36 protein-coding genes are annotated in these 21206 nt (G+C 40.2%); all 36 read left to right on the top strand.

From position 1 onward, the window contains the following. Nucleotides 1–334: 334 nt before the first annotated feature. The 36 genes from rpsJ to MKY45_RS00945 all read left to right on the top strand — a co-directional run bounded on the left by rpsJ (nucleotide 335) and on the right by MKY45_RS00945 (nucleotide 21167). Complete coding sequence (rpsJ, locus tag MKY45_RS00770; protein ID WP_042530782.1) at nucleotides 335–643, top strand: 30S ribosomal protein S10; 309 nt, start codon at nucleotides 335–337, stop codon at nucleotides 641–643. 28 nt (nucleotides 644–671) lie between these two features. Next, complete coding sequence (rplC, locus tag MKY45_RS00775; protein ID WP_042530784.1) at nucleotides 672–1301, top strand: 50S ribosomal protein L3; 630 nt, start codon at nucleotides 672–674, stop codon at nucleotides 1299–1301. 26 nt (nucleotides 1302–1327) lie between these two features. After that, nucleotides 1328–1951, top strand: a complete 624-nt coding sequence (gene rplD, locus MKY45_RS00780; protein WP_042530785.1) for a 50S ribosomal protein L4 — start codon at nucleotides 1328–1330, stop codon at nucleotides 1949–1951. Beyond that, nucleotides 1951–2238: a 50S ribosomal protein L23 gene (gene rplW / locus MKY45_RS00785; RefSeq protein ID WP_042530787.1), complete on the top strand. Its 288-nt coding sequence runs from the start codon at nucleotides 1951–1953 to the stop codon at nucleotides 2236–2238. The genes rplD and rplW overlap by 1 nt, the downstream gene beginning before the upstream one ends. Before the next feature lie 42 nt (nucleotides 2239–2280). Further along, on the top strand, nucleotides 2281–3111 hold the full coding sequence (gene rplB / locus MKY45_RS00790) for a 50S ribosomal protein L2 (protein WP_042530789.1): 831 nt from the start codon (nucleotides 2281–2283) through the stop codon (nucleotides 3109–3111). 57 nt (nucleotides 3112–3168) lie between these two features. Beyond that, the gene (gene rpsS, locus MKY45_RS00795; RefSeq protein ID WP_042530791.1) at nucleotides 3169–3447 is read left to right on the top strand and encodes a 30S ribosomal protein S19; all 279 of its coding nucleotides are present in this window, start codon (nucleotides 3169–3171) and stop codon (nucleotides 3445–3447) included. A 19-nt stretch (nucleotides 3448–3466) separates the two neighbouring features. Beyond that, the gene (gene rplV / locus MKY45_RS00800; protein WP_042530793.1) at nucleotides 3467–3808 is read left to right on the top strand and encodes a 50S ribosomal protein L22; all 342 of its coding nucleotides are present in this window, start codon (nucleotides 3467–3469) and stop codon (nucleotides 3806–3808) included. Nucleotides 3809–3811: 3 nt separating this feature from the next. Beyond that, nucleotides 3812–4453 (top strand): 30S ribosomal protein S3, encoded by a 642-nt coding sequence (gene rpsC, locus MKY45_RS00805; RefSeq protein ID WP_042530795.1) that lies wholly within the window; start codon nucleotides 3812–3814, stop codon nucleotides 4451–4453. A gap of 18 nt (nucleotides 4454–4471) precedes the next feature. Beyond that, nucleotides 4472–4906: a 50S ribosomal protein L16 gene (gene rplP / locus MKY45_RS00810; RefSeq protein WP_042530797.1), complete on the top strand. Its 435-nt coding sequence runs from the start codon at nucleotides 4472–4474 to the stop codon at nucleotides 4904–4906. After that, nucleotides 4896–5096 (top strand): 50S ribosomal protein L29, encoded by a 201-nt coding sequence (gene rpmC, locus MKY45_RS00815; RefSeq protein WP_042530799.1) that lies wholly within the window; start codon nucleotides 4896–4898, stop codon nucleotides 5094–5096. Before rplP ends, rpmC begins: the two co-directional genes overlap by 11 nt. A 26-nt stretch (nucleotides 5097–5122) precedes the next feature. Next, nucleotides 5123–5386: a 30S ribosomal protein S17 gene (gene rpsQ, locus MKY45_RS00820; RefSeq protein WP_042530801.1), complete on the top strand. Its 264-nt coding sequence runs from the start codon at nucleotides 5123–5125 to the stop codon at nucleotides 5384–5386. 42 nt (nucleotides 5387–5428) lie between these two features. After that, nucleotides 5429–5797 carry a 50S ribosomal protein L14 gene (gene rplN / locus MKY45_RS00825; protein ID WP_040985075.1) on the top strand — a complete coding sequence of 123 codons (369 nt, stop codon included), beginning with the start codon at nucleotides 5429–5431 and terminating at the stop codon, nucleotides 5795–5797. Nucleotides 5798–5831: 34 nt separating this feature from the next. Beyond that, on the top strand, nucleotides 5832–6143 hold the full coding sequence (gene rplX, locus MKY45_RS00830; protein WP_042530803.1) for a 50S ribosomal protein L24: 312 nt from the start codon (nucleotides 5832–5834) through the stop codon (nucleotides 6141–6143). A gap of 27 nt (nucleotides 6144–6170) precedes the next feature. Then, a complete protein-coding gene (gene rplE / locus MKY45_RS00835; protein WP_042530805.1) occupies nucleotides 6171–6710 on the top strand; it encodes a 50S ribosomal protein L5 in 540 nt (179 codons plus the stop codon). Between the two features lie 28 nt (nucleotides 6711–6738). Further along, nucleotides 6739–6924, top strand: coding sequence for a type Z 30S ribosomal protein S14 (locus MKY45_RS00840; RefSeq protein WP_010652082.1), 186 nt, complete (start codon nucleotides 6739–6741; stop codon nucleotides 6922–6924). 29 nt (nucleotides 6925–6953) lie between these two features. Then, nucleotides 6954–7352: a 30S ribosomal protein S8 gene (gene rpsH / locus MKY45_RS00845; protein ID WP_042530808.1), complete on the top strand. Its 399-nt coding sequence runs from the start codon at nucleotides 6954–6956 to the stop codon at nucleotides 7350–7352. 31 nt (nucleotides 7353–7383) lie between these two features. Further along, a complete protein-coding gene (gene rplF / locus MKY45_RS00850) occupies nucleotides 7384–7920 on the top strand; it encodes a 50S ribosomal protein L6 (protein ID WP_042530810.1) in 537 nt (178 codons plus the stop codon). 30 nt (nucleotides 7921–7950) lie between these two features. Next, complete coding sequence (rplR, locus tag MKY45_RS00855) at nucleotides 7951–8310, top strand: 50S ribosomal protein L18 (RefSeq protein ID WP_042530812.1); 360 nt, start codon at nucleotides 7951–7953, stop codon at nucleotides 8308–8310. Nucleotides 8311–8338: 28 nt separating this feature from the next. After that, entirely contained in the window at nucleotides 8339–8839 is a 501-nt protein-coding gene (rpsE, locus tag MKY45_RS00860; protein ID WP_139089182.1) for a 30S ribosomal protein S5, read from the top strand. A gap of 13 nt (nucleotides 8840–8852) precedes the next feature. Then, nucleotides 8853–9035: a 50S ribosomal protein L30 gene (rpmD, locus tag MKY45_RS00865; RefSeq protein WP_042530815.1), complete on the top strand. Its 183-nt coding sequence runs from the start codon at nucleotides 8853–8855 to the stop codon at nucleotides 9033–9035. A 29-nt stretch (nucleotides 9036–9064) separates the two neighbouring features. Continuing rightward, complete coding sequence (gene rplO, locus MKY45_RS00870) at nucleotides 9065–9505, top strand: 50S ribosomal protein L15 (protein WP_042530817.1); 441 nt, start codon at nucleotides 9065–9067, stop codon at nucleotides 9503–9505. Nucleotide 9506: 1 nt separating this feature from the next. Beyond that, a complete protein-coding gene (gene secY, locus MKY45_RS00875; protein ID WP_042530819.1) occupies nucleotides 9507–10802 on the top strand; it encodes a preprotein translocase subunit SecY in 1296 nt (431 codons plus the stop codon). Nucleotides 10803–10832: 30 nt separating this feature from the next. Beyond that, the gene (locus tag MKY45_RS00880) at nucleotides 10833–11477 is read left to right on the top strand and encodes an adenylate kinase (RefSeq protein WP_042530822.1); all 645 of its coding nucleotides are present in this window, start codon (nucleotides 10833–10835) and stop codon (nucleotides 11475–11477) included. Nucleotides 11478–11942: 465 nt separating this feature from the next. Beyond that, entirely contained in the window at nucleotides 11943–12161 is a 219-nt protein-coding gene (gene infA / locus MKY45_RS00885) for a translation initiation factor IF-1 (RefSeq protein ID WP_040985051.1), read from the top strand. Between the two features lie 31 nt (nucleotides 12162–12192). Further along, nucleotides 12193–12306, top strand: a complete 114-nt coding sequence (rpmJ, locus tag MKY45_RS00890) for a 50S ribosomal protein L36 (RefSeq protein ID WP_010095733.1) — start codon at nucleotides 12193–12195, stop codon at nucleotides 12304–12306. Between the two features lie 23 nt (nucleotides 12307–12329). Next, a complete protein-coding gene (gene rpsM, locus MKY45_RS00895; RefSeq protein ID WP_042530825.1) occupies nucleotides 12330–12695 on the top strand; it encodes a 30S ribosomal protein S13 in 366 nt (121 codons plus the stop codon). A 21-nt stretch (nucleotides 12696–12716) separates the two neighbouring features. After that, nucleotides 12717–13106 (top strand): 30S ribosomal protein S11, encoded by a 390-nt coding sequence (rpsK, locus tag MKY45_RS00900; RefSeq protein ID WP_042530827.1) that lies wholly within the window; start codon nucleotides 12717–12719, stop codon nucleotides 13104–13106. Between the two features lie 204 nt (nucleotides 13107–13310). Continuing rightward, nucleotides 13311–14255 carry a DNA-directed RNA polymerase subunit alpha gene (locus MKY45_RS00905; protein ID WP_042530829.1) on the top strand — a complete coding sequence of 315 codons (945 nt, stop codon included), beginning with the start codon at nucleotides 13311–13313 and terminating at the stop codon, nucleotides 14253–14255. 44 nt (nucleotides 14256–14299) lie between these two features. After that, nucleotides 14300–14653, top strand: coding sequence for a 50S ribosomal protein L17 (gene rplQ / locus MKY45_RS00910; RefSeq protein ID WP_042530831.1), 354 nt, complete (start codon nucleotides 14300–14302; stop codon nucleotides 14651–14653). A 486-nt stretch (nucleotides 14654–15139) separates the two neighbouring features. Beyond that, on the top strand, nucleotides 15140–15982 hold the full coding sequence (locus tag MKY45_RS00915) for an energy-coupling factor ABC transporter ATP-binding protein (protein ID WP_341172384.1): 843 nt from the start codon (nucleotides 15140–15142) through the stop codon (nucleotides 15980–15982). After that, a complete protein-coding gene (locus MKY45_RS00920) occupies nucleotides 15958–16827 on the top strand; it encodes an energy-coupling factor ABC transporter ATP-binding protein (protein ID WP_256705470.1) in 870 nt (289 codons plus the stop codon). Before MKY45_RS00915 ends, MKY45_RS00920 begins: the two co-directional genes overlap by 25 nt. Beyond that, nucleotides 16820–17617, top strand: coding sequence for an energy-coupling factor transporter transmembrane component T family protein (locus MKY45_RS00925; RefSeq protein ID WP_193064176.1), 798 nt, complete (start codon nucleotides 16820–16822; stop codon nucleotides 17615–17617). Before MKY45_RS00920 ends, MKY45_RS00925 begins: the two co-directional genes overlap by 8 nt. Nucleotides 17618–17639: 22 nt before the next feature. Next, nucleotides 17640–18413 carry a tRNA pseudouridine(38-40) synthase TruA gene (gene truA, locus MKY45_RS00930; protein ID WP_341172385.1) on the top strand — a complete coding sequence of 258 codons (774 nt, stop codon included), beginning with the start codon at nucleotides 17640–17642 and terminating at the stop codon, nucleotides 18411–18413. A gap of 194 nt (nucleotides 18414–18607) precedes the next feature. Continuing rightward, the gene (gene rplM, locus MKY45_RS00935; RefSeq protein ID WP_042530840.1) at nucleotides 18608–19045 is read left to right on the top strand and encodes a 50S ribosomal protein L13; all 438 of its coding nucleotides are present in this window, start codon (nucleotides 18608–18610) and stop codon (nucleotides 19043–19045) included. A 19-nt stretch (nucleotides 19046–19064) separates the two neighbouring features. Next, entirely contained in the window at nucleotides 19065–19457 is a 393-nt protein-coding gene (gene rpsI, locus MKY45_RS00940) for a 30S ribosomal protein S9 (protein WP_042530842.1), read from the top strand. A 342-nt stretch (nucleotides 19458–19799) separates the two neighbouring features. Then, on the top strand, nucleotides 19800–21167 hold the full coding sequence (locus tag MKY45_RS00945; RefSeq protein WP_341172386.1) for a BCCT family transporter: 1368 nt from the start codon (nucleotides 19800–19802) through the stop codon (nucleotides 21165–21167). The last annotated feature ends 39 nt before the right edge of the window (nucleotides 21168–21206 follow it).

Consider the following 21206-nt stretch of genomic DNA (forward strand, 5'->3'; position numbering starts at 1 on the left):
AAAACAGCCGATTCCGCTTATTCATTGTTTTATTTAAAAGTATTTAGCACAAGAACAAGCAGAATTTCTGATATTATATAAGGAAATAAAAAAACTTTTAAAATAAGCTTGCAATCATACTGGATGCTATGTATAATATAAAAATGTGCAAACTTGTAGATAGCTATGTATAAGCTTGCTAAGGTCAAAGATATTTGTTATACTAATGTAGTTGACCAATTAATGCGATGATGCGGAAGGTTGTTGGCACACCCGGCCCCTTTGCCATGGCGGTGTGTTAAGGAATTTTCGCGGAGAATGTCTATAATAATATAGGCGAGAAGGAGGGAAAATGATGGCAAAAGAGAAAATCAGAATTCGTTTAAAAGCATACGATCACCGCATCTTAGATCAGTCTGCTGTGAAAATTGTGGAAACTGCAAAACGTTCCGGAGCAAAAGTGTCTGGTCCGATTCCATTGCCGACTGAAAGAGCTGTTTATACAGTGTTGCGTGCGGTTCATAAGTACAAAGATGCTCGTGAACAGTTCGAAATGCGTACGCACAAGCGTCTGATCGATATTCTTGAGCCTACACCAAAAACGGTTGATGCGCTGATGCGTTTAGATCTTCCATCTGGTGTAGATATTGAAATTAAATTATAATTCGTTTTAAATACAGGAGGTGTAACGGATGACGAAAGGAATCTTAGGTCGTAAAATCGGCATGACTCAGCTTTTCTCTGAAAATGGAGAACTTGTACCAGTAACAGTTGTTCAAGCTGAGGCAAATGTTGTGTTGCAAAAGAAAACATTAGAAAATGATGGTTACGAAGCGTTGCAAATCGGTTTTGCTGATAAAAAGGAATCACGTACAAACAAAGCGGAGAAAGGTCATGCTGAGAAAGCAGGCACTGCCCCTAAGCGCTACGTTCGTGAAATCCGTGGCGCAGAGGTTGACAACTATGAAGTTGGTCAAGAAATCAACGTTGATATCTTTGAAGCCGGTGAAAAAATCGATGTGACAGGAACATCTAAAGGGAAAGGATTCCAAGGTGCTATCAAACGTCACAATCAACAACGCGGACCAAAAACACACGGTTCTCATTTTCATAGAGCTCCAGGTGCGATGGCTGCAATTGATGCAATGCGTGTTTTCAAAGGTAAAAAATTACCAGGTCATATGGGTTCTGAACAAAAAACAATTCAAAACCTTGAAGTTGTCAGTGTAGATACTGAAAAGAATTTACTTCTGATTAAAGGAAATATCCCTGGTGCAAAAAAATCTTACGTAAAAATTACGAGTGCAGTAAAAGGTAACTAATCACATAAACGAAGGGAGGATATGTCATGCCTAAAGTAGCACTTTTAAAACAGGATGGAAGTAATGTTGGAGAAATCGAATTAAATGACGCTGTTTTTGGTATCGAGCCAAACACACATGTACTTCATGAAGCGGTTGTTATGCAACGTGCATCTTTACGTCAAGGTACACATGCTGTTAAAAATCGTTCAGAAGTTCGTGGCGGAGGCCGCAAACCATGGCGCCAAAAAGGAACTGGCCGTGCACGTCAAGGATCTATCCGTTCACCACAATGGGTTGGCGGTGGGACTGTTTTCGGACCTACTCCACGCAGCTATAGCTATAAATTACCAAAGAAAGTTCGTCGCTTAGCGTTAAAGTCAGCATTATCTTCTAAAGTAAAAGAAGAAAGCTTGTTTGTTTTAGAAGCAATCACAATTGATGCTCCAAAAACAAAAGAAATTGTAAATATCTTAAACGGACTTAAAGTTGAAGAGAAAGCACTTGTTGTTCTTTCTGAGAAAGACGAAACAGTTGCCCGCTCTGCGAACAACTTACAAAACGTAAAGGTATTAACTGTAGAAGAATTAAATGTACTTGACTTGCTTACGCATGACAAGCTGATCATCACAAAAGATGCAGCTGAAAAAGCAGGGGAGGTGCTCGCATAATGAAAGATTTGCGCGATGTAATTAAACGCCCTGTCATTACAGAGAATTCTGCTGACTTAATGGCAGAGAAAAAATACACGTTTGAAGTAGCTGTAAAAGCGAACAAAACAGAAATCAAAGATGCTGTAGAAACCATCTTTGGTGTGAAAGTAGAAAAAGTAAACACAATGAACCTTAAAGGTAAATTTAAGCGAATGGGCCGCTACGGTGGATATCGTCCAGACCGTAAAAAAGCTATCGTTCAGTTATCGGCAGATAGCGAAGATTTAGATTTCTTTGAGGCTTAATCATACGAATGAATATATTCCAAACTAAAAGGAGGGACAACGATGGCGATTAAAAAGTATAAACCAACCTCAAATGGTAGACGTAATATGTCTGGATCAGACTTTGCAGAGATTACTACGAATACCCCTGAGAAATCCCTTTTAGCTCCATTATCTAAACGTGGTGGACGTAACAATCAAGGGAAATTAACGGTTCGTCATCACGGCGGCGGTCATAAGCGCCAATATCGTATTATCGACTTCAAACGCGATAAAGATGGTGTGCCAGGACGCGTTGCTACAATCGAATACGATCCTAACCGTTCAGCAAACATTGCATTAATCCATTATGCTGATGGGGAGAAACGTTATATCCTTGCTCCGAAAAATGTTAAAGTAGGGCAAGTAATTGAATCTGGTGAAAATGCAGATATTAAAGTAGGTAACGCATTACCGCTTGGAAGCATTCCAGTAGGTACTGTTATCCATAATATCGAATTAAAACCGGGACGCGGAGGCCAAATTGCTCGTTCTGCTGGTGCAGAAGCTCAAATCTTGGGACGCGAAGAAAAATATACACTTGTACGCCTTGCTTCTGGAGAAGTTCGTTTAGTATTAACAACTTGCCGTGCTACAATTGGTCAAGTCGGTAACATTGAACATGAACTCATCCGTGTAGGTAAAGCTGGTCGTTCCCGTTGGAAAGGTATCCGTCCAACTGTTCGCGGTTCTGTTATGAACCCTAATGATCACCCGCATGGTGGTGGTGAAGGACGCGCGCCAATTGGCCGTAAATCACCAATGTCACCTTGGGGCAAACCAACACTTGGTTATAAAACACGTAAACGTAATAAACCATCTGATAAGTATATCGTTCGTAGACGTAAAAAATAAACGGAAAAACGGGCGGGCTAAAGCACCCGTCTCTAATCCCTGGAAGGAGGCTTATCCATGGGTCGCAGTTTAAAAAAAGGACCTTTTGCAGATGACCATCTAATGAAGAAAATTGAAGTATTGAACACAGAAGACAAGAAGCAAGTAATAAAAACTTGGTCTCGTCGCTCAACAATTTTCCCGCAATTCGTTGGTCATACCGTTGCAGTATATGATGGACGTAAGCATGTGCCAGTATATATCACGGAAGATATGGTCGGTCATAAATTAGGTGAATTCGCACCAACTCGTACGTACAGAGGACACGCTGGTGACGATAAAAAAACAAGACGTTAAATGAGAGGAGGTACCAGGCATGCAAGCTAAAGCCGTTGCGAAATCAGTTCGTATTGCTCCTCGTAAGGTTCGTTTAGTTGTAGATCTAATTCGAGGAAAAGAGGTTGGCGAAGCAATCGCTATTTTAAAACATACACAGCGTGGAGCTTCTCCAGTCGTAGAAAAAGTATTAAATTCTGCTGTTGCGAACGCAGAGCATAACTATGAAATGGATGCAGACAATTTAGTAGTATCTGAAGCATATGTGAACGAAGGAGCTACTTTGAAACGTTTCCGTCCACGTGCACAAGGACGTGCAAGCAGAATCAATAAACGTACCAGCCACATTACAGTTGTGGTAAACGAAAAGAAGGAGGGATAGTCAGTGGGTCAAAAAGTTAATCCAACAGGTCTTCGCGTAGGTGTCATTAAGGACTGGGAGTCTAAATGGTACGCTGGGAAAGACTATGCAGACTTACTGCATGAAGATATTAAAATCAGAGAATATCTTGAAGGACGTCTTAAAACGGCTGCTGTTTCTTCTATTGAAATTGAACGTGCAGCAAACCGTGTAAACATTACTATCCATACTGGCAAACCAGGTATGGTCATTGGTAAAGGCGGATCCGAAGTTGAAGCTTTACGTAAATCTTTAAACAACTTAACTGGCAAACGAGTTCATATCAATATCGTTGAAATCAAAAAAGTAGATATTGATGCAGCACTTGTTGCTGATAATATTGCTCGTCAATTAGAAAATCGTATTTCATTCCGTCGTGCTCAAAAGCAAGCTATCCAACGTGCGATGCGTGCTGGAGCTAAAGGAATCAAAACACAAGTATCTGGACGTCTAGGCGGTGCGGACATCGCTCGTGCAGAACATTACAGTGAAGGAACAGTACCACTTCATACTTTACGTGCTGACATTGACTATGGTACAGCAGAAGCTGATACTACGTATGGTAAATTAGGTGTTAAAGTATGGATTTATCGTGGAGAAGTCCTTCCAACAAAAACCGATAAATAAGGGAGGGGGCTCATTACTATGTTAATGCCTAAACGTGTTAAATATCGTAGACAACATCGTGGTAAAATGAGAGGCCAAGCAAAAGGCGGTACAACTGTTTCTTTCGGAGAATATGGTTTACAAGCACTTGACGCTTCTTGGATTACAAGCCGCCAAATCGAGGCAGCGCGTATTGCAATGACTCGTTACATGAAACGTGGCGGTAAAGTTTGGATCAAAATCTTTCCAGACAAACCTTACACTGCAAAGCCTTTAGAGGTTCGTATGGGTTCCGGTAAAGGTGCTCCAGAAGGATGGGTAGCAGTAGTAAAGCCTGGTAAAATTATGTTTGAAATTGCAGGTGTATCTGAAGAGGTAGCTCGTGAAGCACTTCGGCTTGCAGCACATAAATTACCTATTAAAACGAAATTCGTAAAACGTGAAGAAATTGGTGGTGAAAGCAATGAAGGCTAAAGAAATCAGAGATTTAACCACTGCCGAAATTGAAAAAAATGTTAAAACGTTGAAAGAAGAGTTATTTAATTTACGTTTCCAATTAGCTACTGGTCAATTGGAAAACACTGCACGTATCCGTGAAGTACGCAAATCAATTGCTCGTCTTAAAACCGTTGTTCGCGAGCGCGAACTAAGTGCAAATAACTAAAGATTCCAGAGGGGAGGTTAACCTCAATGTCTGAACGTAATGATCGTAAAGTTTATACTGGTCGTGTTGTATCCGACAAAATGGATAAAACTATTACAGTTTTAGTTGAAACTTACAAATTCCATAAGCTTTATGGAAAACGTGTTAAGTATTCTAAGAAATTTAAAACACATGATGAAAACAATGTTGCAAAAACTGGTGATGTTGTAAAAATCATGGAAACTCGCCCACTATCAGCTACAAAACGTTTCCGTTTAGTAGAAGTAGTAGAAGAAGCGGTAATTATTTAATAAAGTTCGCTCGGAAGGTATCCGAAGGGAGGTCACAGTGTTATGATTCAACAAGAAACTCGTTTGAAGGTTGCAGATAACTCTGGTGCTCGTGAAGTATTAACCATTAAAGTATTAGGCGGTTCCGGTCGCAAAACTGCCAACATTGGTGATGTAATTGTTTGCACGGTCAAACAAGCAACACCAGGGGGCGTTGTCAAGAAAGGCGACGTTGTAAAGGCAGTGATTGTACGTTCTAAATCTGGTGCTCGTCGTAAAGATGGTTCTTACATCCGTTTTGATGAAAATGCTGCCGTAATTATCCGTGATGATAAAAGTCCAAGAGGAACTCGTATCTTCGGACCTGTTGCACGTGAATTACGTGAGGCTCAATTCATGAAAATCGTATCTCTAGCTCCAGAAGTTTTATAAGAAGAAATTTCCTCATCAAGGAGGTGCGTAAAGCATGCATGTAAAAAAAGGTGATAAAGTCAAAGTGTTATCCGGCAAAGACCGCGGTAAAGAAGGCACTGTATTAGAAGCATTTCCGAAGAAAGAGCGCGTATTAGTAGAAGGTGTGAACATGATCCAAAAACATGCGAAGCCATCTCAAGATAATCCGCAAGGCGGAATCTTGAATATCGAAGCTCCAATTCATGTTTCTAATGTATTGCCAATCGATCCGAAGTCCGGAGAACCAACTCGTGTTGGCTATGAAATAAAAGATGGTAAAAAAATCCGTATTGCAAAAAAATCCGGTGAAGCATTAGATAAATAAGTTTTTCTGTGAAAGGAGGGCTAACACATGAACGAATTAAAACAAAAGTATAATGATGAAATCACTTCATCTTTAATGAATAAATTCAATTATGATTCCGTAATGGAAGTACCTAAAATAGAGAAAATCGTAATCAACATGGGTGTTGGTGACGCAGTACAAAACTCTAAGGCATTGGATAGTGCTGTTGAAGAATTAGCTTTAATTTCTGGTCAAAAACCATTGATTACTCGTGCTAAGAAATCCATCGCAGGTTTCCGTCTTCGTGAAGGAATGCCAATTGGTGCAAAAGTTACTTTGCGTGGAGAACGCATGTATGACTTCTTGCAAAAACTGATTGCTGTATCTCTTCCACGTGTACGTGACTTCCGCGGTATTTCTAAAAAAGCATTTGATGGTCGTGGAAACTACACTTTAGGTGTGAAAGAACAGTTGATTTTCCCAGAAATTAATTACGATAAAGTCAATAAAGTTCGTGGTATGGATATTGTTATTGTAACAACTTCTAACACTGACGAAGAAGCTCGTGAACTTTTAGCTGGGCTGGGCATGCCTTTCCAAAAGTAGTCGTGAGCTAATACAAGGAGGGAAAATTTTGGCTAAAAAATCTATGATAGCGAAACAAAAGCGCCCGCAAAAATATAAAGTACAAGAGTACACTCGTTGCGAACGCTGTGGTCGCCCGCATTCAGTAATTCGTAAATTTAAACTTTGCCGTATTTGTTTCCGTGAACTTGCCTATAAAGGTCAAATTCCTGGTGTCAAAAAAGCAAGTTGGTAATCCCCGATTCGGGAAGGAGGTAATTAGTAATGGTTATGACAGATCCAATTGCAGATATGCTTACTCGCATTCGTAATGCGAACATGGTTAAACATGAACAATTAGAGCTTCCTGCTTCTAAAATTAAAAAAGAGATCGCTGATATCCTGAAACGTGAAGGCTATGTGAAGGATTATGAGTTAGTTGAAGATAACAAACAAGGTATATTACGTATCTTCTTAAAATATAGTGCAAACGAAGATAGAGTTATCACAGGAATCAAACGTATCAGTAAACCAGGTTTACGCGTATATGCTAAAGCAAATGAAGTACCACGTGTATTGAACGGACTTGGCATTGCTATCGTATCAACTTCTAACGGAATGCTTTCTGACAAAGAAGCTCGTTCTCAGGCAGTTGGCGGAGAAGTACTAGCGTACGTTTGGTAAGAACTATAATTTATCAGAGGAGGTGCAGAGAATGTCTCGTGTCGGACTTAAGCCTATTGAAATTCCAGAAGGTGTAGAGTTGAAATTCAACGGAACTACACTGACAGTTAAAGGACCAAAGGGTGAATTAACAAGAGATTTTCATCCAGATATTAAAGTTAACGTTGAGGGTAATATCGTAACTTTGGAGCGCCCGAGTGATCATAAAGAACACCGAGCACTGCATGGTACTACTCGCAGCTTAATCAATAACATGGTAGTTGGAGTAAGTAAAGGTTTTGAAAAATCATTGGAAATCAACGGTGTTGGTTACCGTGCTCAAAAGCAGGGAAACAAAACAGTTGTTAACGCTGGTTATTCACATCCTGTTGAACTTGACCCAATTGACGGTATTGAAATCGAAGTACCTAAAAACACACAAATCGTTGTTAAAGGTATCGATAAAGAGTTAGTAGGAGCAGTTGCTGCTAATATCCGAGCAATCCGCCCGCCAGAGCCTTATAAAGGTAAAGGAATCAAATATGCGGATGAATATGTACGTCGTAAAGAAGGTAAAACTGCTAAGTAAGTTTTTTAGCCCGAGAAAGGAGTGACCCAGATGATCACAAAGCCTGACAAAAATGTTATCCGTAAAAAGCGTCACAACCGTGTACGCAGAACATTATCAGGAACTGCAGAACGTCCACGTTTGAATGTGTATCGTTCCAACAAAAACATTTATGCTCAATTGATTGATGATGTCAATGGTGTAACCCTGGCAAGTGCTTCTACAGTTGATAAAGAGCTTGAAATCAACGGAAGCAATGTCGACGCTGCGAAAGCAGTTGGGGCAGCTGTTGCAAAACGTGCAATTGACAAAGGATATAAATCTATTGTATTTGATCGTGGTGGTTATTTATATCATGGACGAATCAAAGCTTTAGCAGAGGCAGCTCGCGAGGAAGGCCTTGAATTTTAAAAGTAAAAGGAGGTAACCATCTATAATGATTACGAATATTGATCCGAGCAAATTAGATCTTGAAGAACGTGTTGTTACGGTCAACCGTGTTGCAAAGGTTGTAAAAGGTGGACGTCGTTTCCGCTTTGCAGCATTAGTAGTTGTAGGTGACAAGAACGGTCATGTAGGTTTCGGTACTGGTAAAGCACAAGAAGTACCTGAAGCTATTAAAAAAGCAGTAGATGATGCGAAGAAAAACTTAATTACTGTACCAATCGTAGGCACAACCATTCCACACCAAATCCATGGTCAGTTTGGTTCTGGTAACGTATTGATGAAGCCTGCTTCTGAAGGTACTGGAGTTATCTCCGGTGGTCCAGTACGTGCGATTTTAGAGCTTGCTGGTGTAGGTGATATCCTGACAAAATCATTAGGATCCAACACACCAATTAACGTTATCCGTGCTACATTGAACGGTTTAACTAATTTAAAAACAGCTGAGGACGTAGCGAAATTACGTGGAAAGTCTGTTGAAGAACTGTTAGGATAAGGAGGGAATCACTATGTCTAAAAAATTAGAAATAACCCTCACTCGCAGTGTTATCGGAGGCAGTGACGTTCAACGTAAAACTGTTGAAGCGTTAGGGTTAAAGAAAATTCGTCAATCGGTTGTACGTGAAGATACTCCAGCCGTTCGCGGTATGGTTAACAGAGTGTCCCACTTATTGACAGTTAAAGAAGTTTAATAAATTTATTGTGAAGAGGAGGTGCTCGCATGAAACTTCATGAATTAAAAGCAGCAGAAGGAACTCGTAAAGAAAGAAACCGTGTAGGTCGCGGAACTTCTTCAGGTAACGGAAAAACTTCTGGTCGTGGACATAAAGGTCAAAAAGCACGTTCTGGCGGCGGTGTAAGACTTGGTTTTGAAGGTGGTCAAATGCCTTTATTCCAACGTCTGCCGAAGCGCGGTTTTACAAATATCAACCGTAAAGAATATGCAATTGTGAACCTGGATACACTTAATCGCTTTGAAGAAGGAACTGAAGTTACTCCAGAGCTATTATTAGAAACTGGTGTCGTAAGCAAATTGAATGCTGGAATTAAGGTTCTTGGAAAAGGTCAATTAGAAAAGAAACTGACTGTAAAAGCTCATAAGTTCTCTGCATCTGCGAAAGAAGCAATTGAGGCAGCGGGCGGTCAATCTGAGGTGATCTAATTTGTTTCAGACACTCTCCAATTTTTTACGTGTGAAAGATATAAGAAATAAAATTATATTTACACTGCTAATGCTTATTATATTCCGTATTGGTACGTTTATTACCGTGCCCTTTACAGATCAATCAGCAATTCAATTTATGATGAGCCAGCAAAATATGTTTGGCTTCATAAATACGTTTGGCGGTGGGGCGTTAGAAAACTTCTCTATTTTTGCGATGGGGATCATGCCTTACATCACCGCATCAATTATCATGCAGTTGTTGCAAATGGATGTTGTTCCGAAGTTTGCTGAATGGAAGAAGCAAGGAGAAATGGGTCGAAAGAAAATCGCTCAGGTCACACGTTATGCGGCTGTCGGTATAGCATTTGTTCAGGCAATTGCTATGTCCATCGGTTTTAATGCCATGGCAGGGGGATTACTGATTCAGGATCCTGGCGTCATCAAATTCTTAACGATTGCTATCGTATTAACAGGCGGAACAGCTTTTCTAATGTGGTTAGGTGAACAGATTACTGCTCACGGTGTAGGTAATGGTATTTCTATCATTATCTTTGCCGGTATCGTTGCTGCTATTCCGAACGGCGCTGGCCAAATATACAATCAATATTTCTCGAACCCGGGAAGTGAATTGTTTATCAATATCGTTATTGTAACGTTAATTGTGTTAGTGGTTATTGCTGTGACGGTTGGAATTATTTTCGTAAACGAAGCATTGCGTAAAATTCCAGTGCAGTATGCGAAAAAGTTAGTTAATCGTACACCAGTAGGCGGACAGTCAACGCATCTGCCAATCAAGGTAAATGCAGCAGGGGTAATTCCAGTTATTTTTGCGATTGCCTTTATGATTGCACCTACGACCATTGCTGGATTTTTTGAAGGAAATCAAGTAGCAAATATCGTAACGTACGTTTTTGATTACACACAACCTGTAGGTATGATAATCTATGTTGCACTGATCATTGCTTTCTCCTATTTCTATACATTTGTTCAGGTCAATCCAGAACAAATGTCCGAGAACTTGCAAAGACAGGGCGGCTACATTCCTGGAATTCGTCCGGGGCACAATACAGAAGAATATTTAACAAGGGTGATTCGCAGATTGACCTTTGTTGGTGCATTATTCTTAGCAGCTGTTTCTGTGTTCCCAATTATCTTGGGCGGTCTTGCAAATCTTCCGCAGACAGTTCAAATCGGCGGTACGAGCTTGATCATTGTTGTCGGTGTTGCATTAACAACCATGAAGCAATTAGAAGGTCAGCTTGTAAAGCGACATTATAAAGGGTTTATTAAGTAAATTTCCTGCCTACAAAAGCGAGGGGAAAGAATGAATTTAATCTTAATGGGGCTACCTGGTGCCGGGAAAGGTACCCAGGCCGAGAAAATCGAAGAAAAATATAACATCCCTCACATTTCAACGGGGGATATGTTCCGACTGGCGATTAAAGAAGGTACGGATCTTGGCAAGAAAGCAAAGGAATATATGGACCAAGGAAATCTTGTTCCAGATGAAGTAACCATCGGTATAGTCAAAGAGCGCTTAGCAAAGGACGATTGTAAAGAAGGTTTCCTATTAGATGGATTCCCGCGCACAATTGCTCAAGCGGAAGCACTTGAAGAATTGACAGCTGATTTGAATAGAACCATCGACTATTGTATACATGTGGATGTACCAGAAGAAAAATTGGTAGAGCGTTTAACTGGACGGAGAATTTGTCCGACTTGCGGAACAACTTATCACGTTGTTTATAACCCTCCTAAAACAGAAGGTATTTGTGATAAAGATGGCTCCCAGTTAATTCAGCGAGATGATGATCAACCTGAAACGGTGAAAAAACGGTTAGCCGTTAACGTAGAGCAAACACAGCCATTACTTGATTTTTATCAAGAAAAAGGATATCTTTTGAAGGTGGACGGTGATCGTGATATTAACGATGTGTTCTCCGATATTGAATCCATTTTGGATAAATAAGTCACCCCTTTTAGCAGACAGAATAAGTGCAAAACTTAGGTCTGCGAGTTATAATAGGTGAGATAATGTGTAATGCTTTTATCAAACACGATAAAAAATTGGTTCATCAACCTTTTGATATAAAACAAACAATTGCCTAGGTGATGGTGAGAGCTGATATACGTTAACAAATTGATTTTCTAAAAGCAAGGGTCAATTTGTACGTATGATGCAGGATAGTGATTCAGGTCAGTACAATTGATATCTCGGTTGTGAACGGCCGGTTGTCCTACGCTGGCCAATGGAAGAAGCAAGCAGTGCGTTTATAAATCATCTTCTGATGATAGAGCGCCAGATGTACGTTCAATGTTTCCCGGAAGATAAGCGAGCAGCATATCAAGACTGGCTTGTCACAAAAGGAAACGAAAGCTTTATCCTAGATTTAGATAAGGTTGTAACTGATTTGAAGAAGGGAGATCACACACAATGGCGAAAGACGATGTTATTGAAGTAGAAGGTACAGTGACAGATACATTGCCGAATGCGATGTTTAAAGTGGAGCTTGAAAACGGCCATACCGTATTGGCGCATGTATCTGGTAAAATCCGTATGCACTTTATCCGCATTTTACCGGGCGATAAAGTTACGGTTGAGCTTTCTCCGTATGATTTAACCAAAGGACGAATTACGTACCGTTATAAATAAACGAGCTCCGATCTAAAAGGAGGTAATGATGATGAAGGTAAGAGCATCTGTAAAACCAATTTGCGAGAAATGCAAAGTCATCAAACGCAAAGGTAAAGTAATGGTAATTTGTGAAAATCCAAAACACAAACAAAAACAAGGCTAATAAATAGGAGGTGCTAGCATTCTATGGCACGTATTGCAGGTATTGATATTCCACGTGATAAAAGAGTAGTAATTTCCTTAACATATGTTTATGGTATTGGAAAAACTACTGCACAGGAAGTCCTTAAAGAAGCAGGCGTTTCTGAAGATACTCGTGTCCGTGATTTAACGGAAGACGAATTAACAAGAATCCGTCAAGCGATTGATAGCTACACTACAGAAGGGGATCTTCGTCGTGAAGTATCCTTGAACATCAAACGTTTGATCGAAATCGGTGCTTACAGAGGTATTCGTCATCGTCGCGGATTACCAGTTCGCGGACAAAAGACAAAGAATAACTCTCGTACACGTAAAGGCCCACGTAAGACAATGGCTAACAAGAAAAAGTAATGTAAGGAGGTAAGCTTACAAATGGCACGTAAAACAAATACGCGTAAACGTCGTGTGAAAAAGAATATAGAATCTGGTATTGCTCATATCCGTTCTACTTTTAACAATACAATTGTTACTATCACGGATACACAAGGTAATGCTATCGGCTGGAGCTCTGCTGGTGCTCTAGGTTTTAAAGGATCTAAAAAATCAACTCCGTTTGCTGCACAAATGGCTGCTGAAACAGCTGCGAAGTCTGCAACCGAAAACGGCATGAAAACATTAGAAGTTACTGTTAAAGGACCTGGCGCTGGTCGTGAAGCTGCAATCCGTTCTTTACAGGCTGCTGGATTAGAAGTTACTGCAATTGTTGACGTAACTCCAGTTCCTCATAATGGTTGCCGCCCGCCAAAACGTCGTCGTGTTTAATTTAACCGTATAGAATTTTATCAACTTGGTCATACTGGTTGATAAAACATACGGTTATCTACATGTGTAGATAAACAGATTCCAAAGACAGTTTGTACAAAAGATTATTAGGTAGAGCAGAAACGCCAACTGCCTATTTGAGGAATTTCGGTTAGACTTTGTTGTCTAGCCGGGGTTTCGACGTTTTAAAGGAGGGTTTGTTAAATGATCGAGATAGAAAAGCCAAAAATTGAAACGATTGAAATTAGCGATGATGCTATGTTTGGTAAATTTGTAGTTGAACCGCTAGAACGTGGATATGGTGCCACACTTGGAAACTCCTTGCGTCGTATCTTACTATCCTCACTACCAGGTGCTGCTGTAACAACTGTTCATATCGATGGAGCACTGCATGAATTTTCAACGATTGATGGGGTTGTGGAGGACGTTACTACTATCATTCTTAATTTGAAAAAGCTTGCACTAAAAATCTACTCTGATGAACCGAAGACATTAGAAATTGATGTTCAGGGAGAAGGAGCAGTAACTGCTGCAGACTTGACATATGATAGTGATGTGGAAGTGATGAACCCAGATCTTCATATTGCGACATTAAACAGTAAAGCTAACCTTCATATGAAGTTAACTGCTGAAAGAGGCCGCGGATATCGCCCGGCAGATGAAAACAATTTTGATGATCAGCCAATTGGTGTCATTCCAATTGATTCCATTTTTACACCAGTATCACGTGTTACGTATCAAGTAGAGAACACACGTGTAGGTCAAATCGCTAATTATGATAAACTGACATTGGATGTTTCGACTGACGGTAGTATTCGCCCAGAAGAAGCAGTTTCTCTAGGTGCAAAAATCATTACGGAGCATTTGAATATTTTTGTCGGCTTGACAGATGAAGCACAGAACGTAGAAATTATGGTTGAAAAAGAAGAAGATCAAAAAGAAAAAGTAATGGAAATGACCATTGAAGAGCTTGATCTTTCTGTTCGTTCTTACAACTGTTTGAAACGTGCTGGCATCAACACTGTACAAGAGCTTGCAAATAAATCTGAAGAAGATATGATGAAGGTTCGTAATTTAGGACGTAAATCATTAGAAGAAGTAAAAGTAAAATTAGAGGATCTAGGATTAGGTCTTCGAGATGATGACTGATATAACAGTCACCTGACTAGTTTCAAAAAAGGGAGGGATAGTCCGTGGCTAGAAAATTAGGACGTTCAACAGATAGTCGTATGGCTCTTCTTCGCAACCTTGCAGCTGATGTAATCATTCATGAACGCATTGAAACAACAGAAGCAAAAGCGAAAGAGTTAAGATCGATTGTAGATAAAATGATTACTCTTGGTAAGCGTGGGGATTTACATGCACGCCGTCAAGCTGCAGCATTTTTATACAACAAAGAAGCGGATGAAGAAAATAATGTAATTCAAAAACTATTTGATGATGTTGCTGCGCGCTATGAAGATAGACAAGGTGGATATACACGCGTTCTTAAACTTGGTGAACGCCAAGGCGATGGCGCTAAAATGGCAATCATTGAGTTGGTTTAATTACTACAAACGGCAAGGGGCAGGACTCAATCTCTCTCAGAGGTTATCCAAGCCCTTTTTTTGTATTGGAAAATGATTATTCACCAGTTTTGATATAAAAATCTTGATTAATATTACCATAGTCTTTTTGTTTATAGAGAAAAACGAATTTTATACTCAACACCCAGCGGAGGAAATATACGGAGACTCCTACGGGAAAGCGTAAAAGGAAGTTCGGTTAAGTTCGCGACGTCCTGTCGCAACACCGAACTGACATACATTCTGTATGCCTCCGCAGGGAAAAAGTGGTCTTCTTTTTCGAGGAGGCTGAGCGCAAGCCTGTGGAAAGCGTAGTGTATTTCCGTAGCGTTGGCCAGAATTACTATTAAACATTATCAGCTTTTGTTTAAGTAAATACTTTCGTTCATCCGCCGCTATGGGTAAAATAATAACCATAATAGAAAAAACAAATTACATAATAAAAAAACAGGAGAAGGGGGTGTCTGGATGGCCAGAAAAAAGCTAGTAGAGTTTAAGAATGTTTCCTTTCAATATGAGGAAGAGGGAGCGCTTGTGTTAAATCAGGTTTCCTTTGAGATTTATGAAGGCGAATGGGTTGCGATTATTGGACACAATGGCTCTGGAAAATCAACCATCGCCAAGCTGCTTAATGGATTATTAATGCCAAAAGATGGGGAAATCGTTGTCGATGGTCAAAAAGTAGATGATGATACCGTCTGGGATATACGTAAAGACGTAGGGATGGTCTTTCAAAATCCAGATAATCAATTTGTTGGGGCAACCGTTCAAGATGATGTGGCATTTGGAATGGAAAACAGAGGAATCCCCAGAGAAGAGATGAGAGAGAGAATCCAGCGCACCTTATCTGCCGTTCGTATGCAGGATTATTTAATCACTGAACCCCACCGGCTGTCTGGCGGGCAAAAACAGCGAGTGGCGATTGCCAGCGTCTTAGCGATTGCTCCAAAAGTATTGATTTTAGATGAGGCAACAGCAATGCTCGATCCGACTGGCAGAAAAGAAATTATGCATACCGTAAATGATATCCAGGAATCAGAAGGACTTTCTCTGATTACCATCACACATGACTTGCAGGAAATTGTTCAAGCAGATCGTGTGATTGTGATGAATAAGGGAGAAATTTGGGAAGAAACCACACCAAGAGAGTTATTCCTGCAGCGGGAAAGCTTGCGTGAAATTGGCTTGGACGTGCCCTTTGTTGCACAATTAACTGATGAGCTGATGAAGCAGGGCGTCGAATTAAAAGAAGCAGCATTAAACCACGAAGAGTTGTTGGAGGAATTATGGAGATTCAATTCAAAGATGTAAGTTATATTTATCAAGAGAATAGCCCCTTTGCCCACAAAGCCCTTGAAGACATTTCTTTCACGGTGGAAGCTGGTTCGTTTGTTGCTGTGATTGGTCATACAGGCTCTGGGAAATCAACACTCATCCAGCATTTAAATGGTTTAAGCCTGCCGAGCAGGGGAGAGATAACGATTGGTGATTTCCTGCTGAGTTCAGAAGGAAAGCCTAAGAATATCCGTGATTTAAGAAGAAAAGTTGGTGTGGTGTTTCAATATCCGGAGCATCAGCTATTTGAAGAAACCGTTGCGAAGGATATTGCTTTTGGTCCGAAAAATTTTGATGTGGAGCAGGAGGAAATTGACCGCAGAATAGAGCGGCTTCTCCCTGCCGTCGGACTGCCAGCAGAAATATTAGAGCGTTCTCCGTTTGATTTAAGCGGCGGACAGAAGCGGCGTGTAGCTATTGCAGGCGTATTGGCGATGGCTCCAGAAGTGCTTGTATTGGACGAGCCGACTGCCGGTCTGGATCCGCGCGGACAGCGTGAAATCATGGATATGTTTTATCAGCTGCACCAGGAGCGTCAACTGACGACGGTATTGGTAACGCATAGCATGGAGGATGCGCTCGCTTATGCGGATAAAGTGATTATTCTAAATGGCGGTAAAAAATATATGGAAGGTCTGCCGCTGGAAGTATTTAAACAAACAGACAAGCTGCAGGAGGTCCAATTGGACACGCCGGAGGTTATTCATTTTCTGAATCAGTATAATGAACGATTCGGTACTTCTTTAAACTATCAGCACCAAACCTTGCAGGAGTTAGCAAATGAGATAAAGGGGCAGCTGGAGGTGGAATCGGATGAATAATGCATTAATCATTGGTCAATATGTTCCTGGAAACTCCTTTATCCACCGGTTAGACCCAAGAACCAAAATCACAGTTGTCTTTTTCTTTGTGATTGTTGTCTTTTTTGCAAACAATGTACCGACGTACAGCTTATTAACTGCTTTCTCCTTGCTTTGTGTACTGAATTCCAAAGTACCGTTACAGTTTATATTAAAAGGATTGCTGCCCGTCTGGTTTTTAATTATTTTTACATTTATTCTGCATCTGATTATCACAAATGAAGGAAATGTCGTAGTCGATTGGGGATTTTTTAAGATATACAGCGGCGGGATTATCCAAGGTTTTGCGATTTCCTTACGCTTTTTCCTGCTTATCCTGACGACTTCTTTATTAACGTTGACAACCACACCGATTGAAATAACGGATGCCATGGAGGAAATGCTTCACCCATTGAAAAAAATTAAGTTCCCTGTTCATGAGCTGGCGTTGATGATGTCTATTTCTCTGCGGTTTATTCCGACATTGATGCAGGAAACAGATAAAATATCCCGAGCGCAGGCGGCACGCGGTGTTGATTTTCGTACAGGCCCGGTGAAGGATCGGATTATGGCAGTTATTCCATTACTGGTTCCTTTGTTTGTGAGTGCGTTTAAACGTGCCGAGGACCTGGCAATGGCGATGGAAGCGCGCGGTTATCAAGGCGGGGAAGGGAGAAGCAAGCTCCGTGAATTGCACGTAGGTACAAAGGATATTCTTGTATTGATTGCTTTTGTACTAATGTTGGCAGCCTTGTTTGTGTTAAGACAGTAAGGAAAGGAAAGGGACTGTGTAAATGGAACGGATAAAATGCACGATTACTTATGACGGTTCAGGCTTTGCGGGTTTTCAGGTACAGCCTGATCACCGTACCGTTCAGGGCTCACTGGAAAAAGCCTTAGCTAAAATCCATAAAGGGGAAACGATACGTATCCAGGCATCGGGGCGAACGGATACAGGTGTCCATGCAGTTGGACAGGTTATTCATTTTGATACCCCTTTAACGATACCTGAGCGAAACTGGAAACAAGCTGTCAACACCCTTTTGCCGGATGATGTCCGGGTATTATACGTAGAGAAAGTGGATGCTGCCTTTCATGCCCGCTACAGTGTAAAGCAGAAAGAATATCATTATATCGTCTTGAACCGGGAAGATCCCGATGTATTCCGCCGCAATTATGTATTGCACTTTCCTAAATGTCTTGATATAGAAGCCATACAAGCTGCCTGTAAGCATTTAGAGGGGACACATGACTTTACCACCTTTTCTTCCGCAAAGTCGTCTGTGAAAGGCTCTAAAATACGTACATTGTTCCATGCATCCTGCAGGAAGAAAGAAGACGATATTGAATTTGTTTTCCGTGGAAGCGGCTTTTTGTACAATATGGTGCGGATAATGGTCAGTGCACTTTTAGACGTGGGAATTGGCAAGCGGCGTCCAGAGGAAATACCAGCCCTCTTAGCTGCGAAAGAGAGAGGTCAGCTGGGGAAAACAATTTCTCCAAATGGACTGTATCTATGGGAAGTAAGCTATCATGAGCAGGAAAAAGAGAAGCATTCCGGAGATTGAAAGAATAGACACAAAAAAGAGAAGAATTTTTTCAATTACTTTCATACGAGGCTTGACTTTTGGTTGGGAAAAGTATAAGATGATATATGGCATTTTATTTCTAAACCATGATTAGCCCCGGAATCTAATTATGTTAAGAATAAAAATATGATTACGAAGAATAAAGAATGAACGATATATGGAGGGAAAAAATCATGCGCACAACTTTCATGGCAAATGAAGCGAACATCGAACGCAAATGGTTGGTTGTGGATGCGGAAGGACAACGTTTAGGACGTTTAGCAAGCGAAGTAGCTGCTATCTTACGTGGTAAACATAAACCTACGTACACACCACATGCAGACACTGGTGATTATGTAATTATCATCAATGCAGACAAAATTGAACTATCTGGAAACAAAATGAATGACAAAATGTACTACAATCATTCCCATCATCCAGGTGGATTAAGAGCACGTAACGCATACGAAATGCGTACAAAATACCCTGAAGAAATGCTTGAAGTTGCAATCAAAGGAATGCTTCCAAAAGGACCTTTAGGACGTAAAATGAAGAAGAAATTGCACGTATACAGAGGCGCTGAGCATAGCCATCAAGCTCAAAAACCAGAAGTTTACGAACTTCGCGGATAATTAAAGGGAGGTAAATGAATTGGCACAAGTACAATACTATGGCACAGGTCGCCGTAAAAAGTCAACTGCCCGCGTACGTCTAGTACCAGGTACAGGAAACGTTACAATCAATGGTCGCGATGCTAGAGACTATTTTCCATATGAAACACAACTTTTAATCTTGAACCAGCCGCTTGCTACTACAGAAACTCAAGGAACATATGATGTTCTTGTAAATGTACATGGCGGAGGATTTACTGGTCAAGCAGGTGCAATCCGTCACGGAATCGCACGTGCTTTACTGCAAGCAGATCCAGAATACCGTGCTTCATTAAAAACAGAAGGATTTCTTACACGTGATCCTAGAGCGAAAGAGCGTAAGAAATACGGTCTTAAAAAAGCCCGTCGTGCTCCTCAGTTCTCAAAACGTTAATAAACAACTATATCAAGAGTTACGCCCATTTGGACAATTTCTCCAAATGGGCGTTTTTATATAAAAAGCAGCTGAATAACGTCAATCAATGTTATTTTTCACAATGAAAAATAGATTTAATGCTTATCATCCTGCTGAATGATTTTTACATAATGCGGATCAAGCTCAACCGCATAATAAGGAGGATATCTTTTTATTATCTGTATCTAACTATATAGCGATGAGACACAGTAATGATCCCAGAGTAGAGGTATACGCTTAGAGCTTATAAGAATTGCTAGGGTTAATCTTTTTTAGAGAGTCTTCCTGTAACATAACGAAGAAAATATGGAGGAATTGCTTTTGAGTAAGAAGGTAGATATTAAATTAATAGCTTTAACGATTACCTTGTTGATGTGTGTTGTTGTGCCAATTGTATTTTGGCCAGATGGAACATCCAAGATAATTAATGATTTTTTTCATATGATGACAACAGATTTTGCATGGGCATTTTTGTTAATCGGATTTGGATGTACGATATTTGTTATATTTATAATAATTTCAAAATACGGAAATATCCGATTGGGCGGAGAAGATGCGAAACCTCATTATAAAGGTTTTACTTGGATATCAATGATTATTACCTCCGCATTAGCCGCAGGAATACTTATTTTCGGTATTGTAGAGTGGATGTTTTATGTCGAATCCACTCCATTTGGGATAGAGCCCAGATCTGTGGAAGCATATGAAATGGCATCCGCCTATGGAATGTTTCACTGGGGATTTTCAGCCTCTGCATTTTACTTGCCGGCATCTTTAGCAATCGGGTATATGCTCTGGAATCGTAAGGGTAAATCCATGAAAATTTCAGAAGCATGCTCGGAAGTACTGGGTAAAGAAAAGACGAAAAATTCCTTATTCAAGCTCATCATTGATGGAGTCGTAACATTTTGTTTTGTAGGTGGTTTGTTAATAACTGTAGGACTGGGAACTTCCGTTATAGGAGAGCTTATCGGTGACTTATTTAACGTAGATAATACACTTACATTAAGAATTACGATTATCTTTGCATTTTGCGCATTTTTTATTGCCGCTACATCAAAATCAATTGCTAAAGGTATGGCGAAAATTAGTAATTTTAATATTTATTTAGCGCTTGCGTTTTTCTTGTTTGTCTTTATCGTAGGGCCGAAGTCATTTATTTTAAATAATGTTGTGATGGCTGTAGGTACGAATATTACAAACTTTGTTAAGATGAGTTTTTATACGGATGCAGTTGCCCAGACAGGGTTTATTCAGAATTGGACAATCTTTTATTGGGCGTGGTATTTAAGTTTATCTATTTCTATCGGTTTATGGGTAGCAAGAATATCTTATGGAAGAACATTTAGACAGATAGCAATCATTGTATTTATCGTATTAGTCTTTTTTAACCTTGCGACCAGTGCAACGAGTGTATCAACAATGGTAGCAATGATTACATCTAAAAATCTGCAAGTAAATGAGGAACCGAATAAATGGTTTAAAGTGCTATGGGGGTGTATTTTTATGGTATTGCCTGTGACCATACTATATTTAGAAAATGCGGTGGAAGAGCTGAATATATTAGGCATCATGCAATCGATGACCTCCTTATTTGGCGTGCCATTATTTTTTGTTAATGTTTTTCTGATTTGGTCAGCGGTAAAAGCTATTAGGTCTGACTACAAAAATAATAAGCTGAAAATATAAGGTGCATTTACCTGTAATATAAAATGGATAGGAGGGATA

The sequence above is a fragment of the Oceanobacillus sp. FSL K6-0251 genome, assembly GCF_038004725.1.
Lineage (GTDB): Bacteria > Bacillota > Bacilli > Bacillales > Amphibacillaceae > Oceanobacillus > Oceanobacillus oncorhynchi.

Excerpts from the sequence above, each read along its gene's own strand:
- rplN (WP_040985075.1), top strand. The coding sequence starts at position 5,429 with ATGATTCAACAAGAAACTCGTTTGAAGGTTGCAGATAACTCTGGTGCT.
- rpsS (WP_042530791.1), top strand. The coding sequence starts at position 3,169 with ATGGGTCGCAGTTTAAAAAAAGGACCTTTTGCAGATGACCATCTAATG.
- rplF (WP_042530810.1), top strand. The coding sequence starts at position 7,384 with ATGTCTCGTGTCGGACTTAAGCCTATTGAAATTCCAGAAGGTGTAGAG.
- rplV (WP_042530793.1), top strand. The coding sequence starts at position 3,467 with ATGCAAGCTAAAGCCGTTGCGAAATCAGTTCGTATTGCTCCTCGTAAG.
- rplC (WP_042530784.1), top strand. The coding sequence starts at position 672 with ATGACGAAAGGAATCTTAGGTCGTAAAATCGGCATGACTCAGCTTTTC.
- rplO (WP_042530817.1), top strand. The coding sequence starts at position 9,065 with ATGAAACTTCATGAATTAAAAGCAGCAGAAGGAACTCGTAAAGAAAGA.
- rpsJ (WP_042530782.1), top strand. The coding sequence starts at position 335 with ATGGCAAAAGAGAAAATCAGAATTCGTTTAAAAGCATACGATCACCGC.
- rplM (WP_042530840.1), top strand. The coding sequence starts at position 18,608 with ATGCGCACAACTTTCATGGCAAATGAAGCGAACATCGAACGCAAATGG.
- rpmC (WP_042530799.1), top strand. The coding sequence starts at position 4,896 with ATGAAGGCTAAAGAAATCAGAGATTTAACCACTGCCGAAATTGAAAAA.
- rplB (WP_042530789.1), top strand. The coding sequence starts at position 2,281 with ATGGCGATTAAAAAGTATAAACCAACCTCAAATGGTAGACGTAATATG.
- rpsQ (WP_042530801.1), top strand. The coding sequence starts at position 5,123 with ATGTCTGAACGTAATGATCGTAAAGTTTATACTGGTCGTGTTGTATCC.
- rplW (WP_042530787.1), top strand. The coding sequence starts at position 1,951 with ATGAAAGATTTGCGCGATGTAATTAAACGCCCTGTCATTACAGAGAAT.
- MKY45_RS00905 (WP_042530829.1), top strand. The coding sequence starts at position 13,311 with ATGATCGAGATAGAAAAGCCAAAAATTGAAACGATTGAAATTAGCGAT.
- MKY45_RS00915 (WP_341172384.1), top strand. The coding sequence starts at position 15,140 with ATGGCCAGAAAAAAGCTAGTAGAGTTTAAGAATGTTTCCTTTCAATAT.
- rplR (WP_042530812.1), top strand. The coding sequence starts at position 7,951 with ATGATCACAAAGCCTGACAAAAATGTTATCCGTAAAAAGCGTCACAAC.
- rpsH (WP_042530808.1), top strand. The coding sequence starts at position 6,954 with ATGGTTATGACAGATCCAATTGCAGATATGCTTACTCGCATTCGTAAT.
- rplE (WP_042530805.1), top strand. The coding sequence starts at position 6,171 with ATGAACGAATTAAAACAAAAGTATAATGATGAAATCACTTCATCTTTA.
- MKY45_RS00920 (WP_256705470.1), top strand. The coding sequence starts at position 15,958 with ATGGAGATTCAATTCAAAGATGTAAGTTATATTTATCAAGAGAATAGC.
- MKY45_RS00925 (WP_193064176.1), top strand. The coding sequence starts at position 16,820 with ATGAATAATGCATTAATCATTGGTCAATATGTTCCTGGAAACTCCTTT.
- MKY45_RS00880 (WP_042530822.1), top strand. The coding sequence starts at position 10,833 with ATGAATTTAATCTTAATGGGGCTACCTGGTGCCGGGAAAGGTACCCAG.
- rpsM (WP_042530825.1), top strand. The coding sequence starts at position 12,330 with ATGGCACGTATTGCAGGTATTGATATTCCACGTGATAAAAGAGTAGTA.
- rplX (WP_042530803.1), top strand. The coding sequence starts at position 5,832 with ATGCATGTAAAAAAAGGTGATAAAGTCAAAGTGTTATCCGGCAAAGAC.
- truA (WP_341172385.1), top strand. The coding sequence starts at position 17,640 with ATGGAACGGATAAAATGCACGATTACTTATGACGGTTCAGGCTTTGCG.
- rpmD (WP_042530815.1), top strand. The coding sequence starts at position 8,853 with ATGTCTAAAAAATTAGAAATAACCCTCACTCGCAGTGTTATCGGAGGC.
- rplP (WP_042530797.1), top strand. The coding sequence starts at position 4,472 with ATGTTAATGCCTAAACGTGTTAAATATCGTAGACAACATCGTGGTAAA.
- infA (WP_040985051.1), top strand. The coding sequence starts at position 11,943 with ATGGCGAAAGACGATGTTATTGAAGTAGAAGGTACAGTGACAGATACA.
- rpmJ (WP_010095733.1), top strand. The coding sequence starts at position 12,193 with ATGAAGGTAAGAGCATCTGTAAAACCAATTTGCGAGAAATGCAAAGTC.
- rplD (WP_042530785.1), top strand. The coding sequence starts at position 1,328 with ATGCCTAAAGTAGCACTTTTAAAACAGGATGGAAGTAATGTTGGAGAA.
- rpsK (WP_042530827.1), top strand. The coding sequence starts at position 12,717 with ATGGCACGTAAAACAAATACGCGTAAACGTCGTGTGAAAAAGAATATA.